Raw genomic sequence first — 6866 nt, 5'->3', positions numbered from 1 at the left:
TCTGCTGGTCGACTTCCATGGCAGCAATAAACCGACGGGCCTCTCCCGTACCTGGCCTAACGAGATGACCCGCGAAGCGGTCCGGGGAATGGAGTCGAGCCGCCTGGCTGACCGGGCCACCCATGAGACGACACTTCCTTTTACGCGCCTGCTGGCGGGTCCGGCAGAATATACGGTCGTCCATTTTGGCGAACGGCGTAAAAATACCTCGACCGTACATCAACTGGCCAGCGCCGTGATCCTCGGCGGCGAGCCGATGCTGACCTATGCCGCCAATCCCGAAAAGCTGCTGGCGAGCCCGGCGGTGGATATCATCCGGGAGATCCCTTCGGCCTATGATGAGACGATCGTGCTGCCCGGTTCGGAGATCGGCGAGCTGGCGGCCTTCGCGCGGCGGAAGGGAAAGGAATGGTTTGTGGCGGTGATGAATGGGACGACGCCACGGAAGCTGCCCATCCCGCTGAGCTTTTTACGCAAGACCGTCGGCGCCTCCGGACGCGTGGAGGCTTTTGTAGCGATGGACTCGACGGGTGGCCGGACGGATTCCGCGGGTGGGATAACCGGCATGATGCGGCAGAAGGGGTCTTATACGCCGGATGATGTCGTGGAGCTTGATCTGGCGGCGGGCGGGGGCTGGCTGGCGAAGATGACCGAACCGGCGGCAAGCGCCGTCTACAATATCCGCGCCTACGGCGCGACGGGAGATGGGGTCCACAATGACCGGGACGCGATCGAGCGGGCCATCGAAGCGGCCGCGGCATCGGGCGGGGGACAGGTCTATTTTCCCGCGGGCAACTATCTCTCTTATACGATCCATCTGAAAAGCAATATCTCGCTTTATCTCGAGCAGGGCGCTACGCTGATCGCGGCGGACCCGGTGAACAAGACCGGTTATGACCGCCCCGAGCCGAATGCCTTTAGTCAGTACCAGGACTTCGGCCACAGCCACTGGATGAACAGTCTGATCTATGGCGAGGGACTCCATGATATCTCGATCCTGGGCCCGGGGCGCATCTGGGGCCGGGGGCTTACCCGGAGCACCAATGTCCCCGAAGGCGGCGGGAACAAAACGATCGCGCTGAAGCTGTGCTATAACGTCACGATCCGGGATGTTTCGGTGCTGCATGGCGGGCATTTCGCGGTGCTGGCCACAGGTGTCGACAACCTGACGCTGGACAATATGAAGGTGGATACCGATCGGGACGGTTTCGATATTGACTGCTGCAAGAACGTCCGCGTGTCCAACTGCACGGTCAACTCCCCGTTTGACGACGGCATCTGTCTGAAGAGCAGCTTTGGTCTCGGCTATGCACGGGCCACGGAGAATGTCACGATCACCAACTGCCAGGTCAGCGGCTACGATCTCGGCAGTCTGCTCGACGGTACGTTTACGCGCAACCATAAAAAATATTCCGACAGCACGACGACGGGCCGCATCAAGATGGGGACGGAGTCGAATGGCGGATTCAAGAATGTGACCATCACCAACTGCGTGTTCGACTACTCCCGGGGACTGGCGCTCGAGACGGTCGATGGCGGGCTGCTGGAAGATGTGACCATCAGCAATATCACGATGCGGGACATCGTGAACGCGCCGATCTATATCCGCCTGGGAGCCCGGATGCGGGCGCCGGACAGCATGGCCGTAGGCGTCTGCCGCCGGATCATCCTGAGCAATATCGTCGTCTACAACGCCGATTGGCGCCATGGGTCGATCATCAGCGGGATCCCGGGACATCCGATCGAAGACCTGCGCATGAGCGATATCCGTATCTACTACAAGGGCGGCGGGACGGCGGAGATGGCGAAACGCAAGGTGCCGGAATTTGAAAAAGACTATCCCGAGCCGTACCGGTGGGGCGTGATGCCCGACTATGGATTTTTTATGCGGCATGTGAAGGGGCTGTATCTGCGGGATGTGGAGGTGAGTACGCTGACCCCGGATGCGCGGCCGCCCTTCGTATATGATGATGTCACCGGGCTGAAAAAGGTAGAGTAAACCAAACCTTTCAATATGAAAAAGACGCTTATCTTCTGCGTGCCGCTGGTCGTGCTGGCGGCGCTGATCTCCTGCCGCAAATTGTTCTGGGCCATCCAAAACGAATTGAAACCCAAACACGGGGTGTTGTTAAAAGCCAACGGACCGGGTAACACCTACGAGTTGATCGACAGCGTGCTGGGCGGATCGGCCGAAGAAGTGCCGGATTGTTCGCATCCCGCCTTCGGCCGGCATATCGCCGAAGTGTATGACAGTACATTACGTTGTTATGTCTTTGCCTTTTACATCCATGTCACACCGGACAATGACCGTTGCGTAGCCTTTGACCGGCAACGAAACGAGATCAAGACCTATGGCCCGTCGCCGGACAGCCTGAAGGGATTCCTGGGCGACACGGTGACCCATGCGTGGATCTTCAAGCTGGACTCGGGCTTCCAGGCCTCGCCGAACTTCACGCATATCCACCAAATCAAAGCGGGCGATGGCGATGACGGCGCACCGATCATCACGCTCACGCCCCGCAAGGGCAACCCGGACAAGATGCAGGTGATCCATACGGGATCGAGCAGCACGACGAGTCTTGGGACGGTGCTCCAGGTGCCGCTGGCGCCCTTTAAAGGAGCCTGGGTGCGGGCGGAGGAACATATCATCTATCAGACGGCGGGGTCGTACAGTCTGACGATCCACCGGCTGAGCGATGATTCGGTGTTGTTGTCGTACAGCAACACGAATATCGATATGTGGCGCAACGGAACGACCTTCGTGCGGCCGAAATGGGGCATCTACCGGAGCCTCGATACCCCAAGTGCGTTGCGGGATGAGACGGTTCTATTCAACGATTTCTACATAGCAAAGGGGAAAACGGACTAGCGTCCGTTTCCCCTTTTTATTTTATTTCTTTACCAATTTTATGGTTTTGACGTCTCCTCCCTGGATAACTTTCAGGAAGTAGATACCCGGGCGATAAGCCGACGCATCGATATCGAAGGCGCCCATCGCCGCCGATACCCGCCGGGTCTGAAGCTGACGGCCGTCGGCGCTGTAGAGATTGAGGATGACGTCCTGCGGCTGGTCAAGCGACAGATAAAGCCGGAAGACACCGGTGGAAGGGTTGGGATAGACTTCGGCGAGGGTCGGCTTGCCATCCGGCGTAAGCGTCTTGCCGGTTGCCGTGGTTGCGCCAAACTGGTCGCTGTTGGCGACGGAAACGGCATCCTTGCCGCAGACGGCCTTTGTGCTATAGGCGAGGTCGAGCCGGGGGAAGTCGAAGTTATCCTGCCAGCTGATGACCGCGACCATGGGCAGCGGGAAGTTATGAAGGACGAGGGTCGGGGTCGAGAACGTGGTGTCACCGGGTTGAACGATGAAACTGCCATGCTGGTTAGAACCGACGACAAACCAGGTGACCGGAACCTCGAAGGGGTTGGGGTTGCTGATCTGCCAGTTGCGGGTTGTCGATGGATTGGCGGAGCAGAGCGGCTGCAGTTTTAGCGGTTGGACATAATTGTTAGGGAATTTAACCTCGCCCACGGCGCCCGTCGCTTTTATCAGCCCGTAGCCCGACGCGAAGTCGAAGCCTTTGTCGAATCCCGTGGTGTAGGGGTTGTCCATATCCCAGGTGTTTGCCTGGAGGACGCCTTTTATTTGCGCGGGGGTGATGGTATGAAGCTTTTGGGCGTCGATCATGAGGGCGGCTACGCCGGCGGCATGAGGGGTGGCTGCGGAAGTGCCGAAGAAGTTGGGGAAGCTGTCTTTATCCTCCGAGATGTCCCCATTGCCAAAGGGATCGAAGAAGGAGGTGTTGCCGCCGTCGGGCGCGGTGATATCGGGTTTGGCGCGGATCAGCGGGGCGATGCGGTTGCCGGCGACGTCATAATAGTTGGGTACGCCACCGACGGAAGAGAAGCCCTCGATAGCGGGAGTGTCCAGTCCATAGGGCGGTGTCTGAAGATAGAAGGCCGCACCCACGGCGATAGCGCCGGCTGCCTTGGCATGGCCGACGATGGTGGGGGAGAGGATGCCCGGGATCGCCGGATTGGTGAGATAGAAAAGCGCGTCGTCGTACAGAATATATTTCAGGTTCTGCGGATCGGGGCCGAAGAATTTCAGGATCACCAAATAGAACGTGACGTCTTTGGTGTTGTTCTGATAGCCGAATACCTCGATGGGATCACCGCTGGCGATGTTGTCGCTGGCGCCGAAGGCAACGACCTGGCCGGCGCTGTTCAGTAGATACATGTCCATGTCGGTGGAGTCGCCGACGCCGCTGGCTGAGAAAGAAGATTGATCCCATTGGAAACTGCTGATAAAGATCCCGCCCGGTGGGATATAGATAGGCTGGAAATAGCGGGGTGGGTCACCCGGGCCACTAAAATTATGGGCCGTCCCGGCATCTGTGCCAAGCGGGGCGACATTGGTCGGCTGGTAGGGGCTTGCATAAGCTTTTATCGATTCGTTGCCGGCGGCGGAAAAATAGGTGACGCCGCGGCTTTTTACTTCGTCCACGGCCTGGGCGATGATGCCGTCCTGGAAGAAGGGTTCCGCGAAATAGGCGACATCGTCACCGATGACCGCGCAGCCGCGGTTGGCGAGCTGGAGGATGCCGTTGGCAAAGTCGGCCTGGCCGTTGTCGGCGGTGTGGAAGGCGAGGGTCGCGGCGGGGGCGACGTCATGGACGATCTCCATCATGGCGCGGCCTTCGTCTGTGCCGGTGCTGTCGAGATCGGAAAGGACCTGCACCGGTGTTTTATAGCCGAAGGGGTTGGCGGGGCCGGGGAGTTCGCCGTGGGCTACGCCGGTGGCGGCGCCGCCGAGGTTGTTATAGCTGTCGGAAAGGATGCCGACTTTGACGCCGCTGCCATCCACCTTATATTTTTTGCGGGCCTGATAGGAGAGTTGTGCCGTGTCGCCCTGGCTTATCACGGGTGTGGGTTTTGGCGCGGCCGCGGGATGGGCTACCGTATTGCGCCTGCCGACGTGCAGCGGCTTGTAGGCCGGGCGGGCGAAGCGGATGCCGGAAGCGCCTTCCAGTTGCCCGAGGGCGCTGATGGGGATGGTGGCGCTAATGACGCGGCCATAGGTCGACGTGATGGTGGCGCCGAGTTGCCGGAGTTCGGCGGACGCGGTGGCGATGTCTTCCTTCGCGGTGACGTCGATAAGGATATTATTCCCGCGTATCTGCATATACTGCGTGAAGTCGCCGACGCCGGGCGGGTTGGGTTTGGTCAGGGCGGTAACCGCCTTTGTGTTGGCGGTGGTCTTTGTCGAAGTACCGGCGAGGCGTTGCAGATCGGGGCTCAGGGTCGAGGACGATTTTGTGATGTTTGTCCCTGCGGCGACTCCGGGGAAGGCAGGGTCGCCATGGACCTGGGCGGATGTCGGGCGGGGCAGAAGAATACATAGAGAAAAGATGGCGGCAAGGCCGGGTAGAAGTCGTTTCATAAAGAGGTGTTTTGGTTTTGAGAAGCGAATAGCGGATAGAGAAGATACGAAGAAAGCAGAGTATCCGGCTTGCCGCCGGATAATTACCCATTTTCCAGTAAGTGGAGATGATTAGAGACCCCAGGAGAGTTCTGCGACGGGGTTGCCGCCATTGGGATGGATCAGGTGGGCGTCGGCTAGATATTTCGGATCGGCGTACACGGGGTAGGCCTGGAGGAGCAGGGTGTAGATCTCTTCTTTGTTGTAGCCACCGATCTGCTGGTAATCCCATTTCTTTTGGTCGAGGGCGTAGGGGAGGAGCCAGTCGAAGGCGGACCGGATACTGCCCTGCCGGCTATCGGTATACTGCCAGAGGTTGACGCCCGCGCGGGTGGCCAGCCGGGCCAGGGTGAAGAACGCTTGCAGGTTGTAGGTGCTATAGCCGAGACCGTTGGTGCGGGCCAGTTCTTCGGGCATCCTGCCGTCGGCTTCTATCTGGTGATCCATCTTTGCCTTCCCTTCTCCGGCCAGCGTGCGGGCCTTTGCGAGGTCGCCGGTGTAAAGGGCGATGGCGGTGGCCTGTGCGAGATACCAGGTGCCGTGGTTGTTGGCGGCCTGGTGTTCCTCCCGGCCGTTCTTGCTGGTCAGCATCCAGTCGAGATACTGGGCATACCAGGAGCGAAGGCCTTTTGCGTCGCCAGCCGTCCAGGCCGCATCACCTTCCAGGAGCGTAGCAGCATCGGCAATGCCGATGAGGGGAATGGTCTCGATGATGCCGATACCGCGGCCGGTATTGATGCCGGGGATGCCCTGGCCATATTCGAGGTTGCGATTCATCCGGGTCGCCTCGTCGAGGAACCAGTGGCGCAGCCGTTGCGCGGCATTGTCGGCATAACGGCGCTCTCCCGTGAAATACCAGGCGAGGGCCAGCGTCTGGACCTGGCCGCCGAGCTCCGCCAGGTTATGGTGATCGGTGATCTTGTTTATCCCGGGGTTGCGCCGGCCGTCGTGGCGGATATAGGGCAGGCCGTTGGGCTTGCTGCTATCATACCAGAAATAGGGCGCCTGGCTCATATAGTCATGTTTGCTGCCGCTGGGCGGGACGATGTCCTTGTCCATGACCGATAAAAGCGGCAGGCCGATCAATTGATCGGCCTGGGTTTTTAGTTGGTTGATGAGTTGGCGGGCCGTCGGATCGCCGGCTTGCCATTTTTGTCGCCAAAGGTCCAGCTGCCCCGGATCCCGAAGAATGGCCGCCGTTCCACCTCCTTTCAGCCTCCAGGCCGATACGGTCTTGGTATTGAACCCGGGGATATAAAGGATATGGGTCGACTGATCATAATGTATGTCCGCGGTATTCCTCTTCTGCTCATGCGTATCGAGCAGCACCTCCTTGCGGCCGTCGGCATAGACATAATAGACGATCCCCAGCCACTCGCTGACGATG

The 6866-nt window shown here is 59.4% G+C and carries 4 protein-coding genes; 2 read left to right on the top strand and 2 right to left on the bottom strand.

All coding sequences use genetic code 11. The features are described from left to right. Together VGM48_RS16280 and VGM48_RS16275 are read left to right on the top strand one after the other, a co-directional pair. On the top strand, nt 1-1999 hold a 1999-nt coding region (locus tag VGM48_RS16280; protein ID WP_331580994.1), incomplete at its 5' end, for a rhamnogalacturonidase. A gap of 15 nt (nt 2000-2014) precedes the next feature. Then, nucleotides 2015-2869, top strand: coding sequence for a hypothetical protein (locus VGM48_RS16275; RefSeq protein WP_331580992.1), 855 nt, complete (start codon nt 2015-2017; stop codon nt 2867-2869). A 21-nt stretch (nt 2870-2890) separates the two neighbouring features. Here VGM48_RS16275 and VGM48_RS16270 read toward each other — a convergent pair whose 3' ends face one another. Both VGM48_RS16270 and VGM48_RS16265 read right to left on the bottom strand, forming a co-directional pair. After that, nucleotides 2891-5440 carry a S8 family serine peptidase gene (locus VGM48_RS16270; protein WP_331580990.1) on the bottom strand — a complete coding sequence of 850 codons (2550 nt, stop codon included), beginning with the start codon at nt 5438-5440 and terminating at the stop codon, nt 2891-2893. A 111-nt stretch (nt 5441-5551) separates the two neighbouring features. Further along, nucleotides 5552-6866: alginate lyase family protein (locus tag VGM48_RS16265; protein WP_331580988.1), on the bottom strand; the 1315-nt coding region annotated here is incomplete at its 5' end.

This window comes from Puia sp., from assembly GCF_036500295.1.
In the GTDB taxonomy this organism is placed as follows: domain Bacteria; phylum Bacteroidota; class Bacteroidia; order Chitinophagales; family Chitinophagaceae; genus Puia.
Note: the sequence above shows the minus strand (reverse complement) of the source record. Positions and strands in the feature narration are given on the sequence as shown.

Bases quoted from the DNA above. Each gene is read 5' to 3' on its own strand.
- VGM48_RS16275 (WP_331580992.1), top strand. From the start codon at position 2,015: ATGAAAAAGACGCTTATCTTCTGCGTGCCGCTGGTCGTGCTGGCGGCG.
- VGM48_RS16270 (WP_331580990.1), bottom strand. From the start codon at position 5,440: ATGAAACGACTTCTACCCGGCCTTGCCGCCATCTTTTCTCTATGTATT.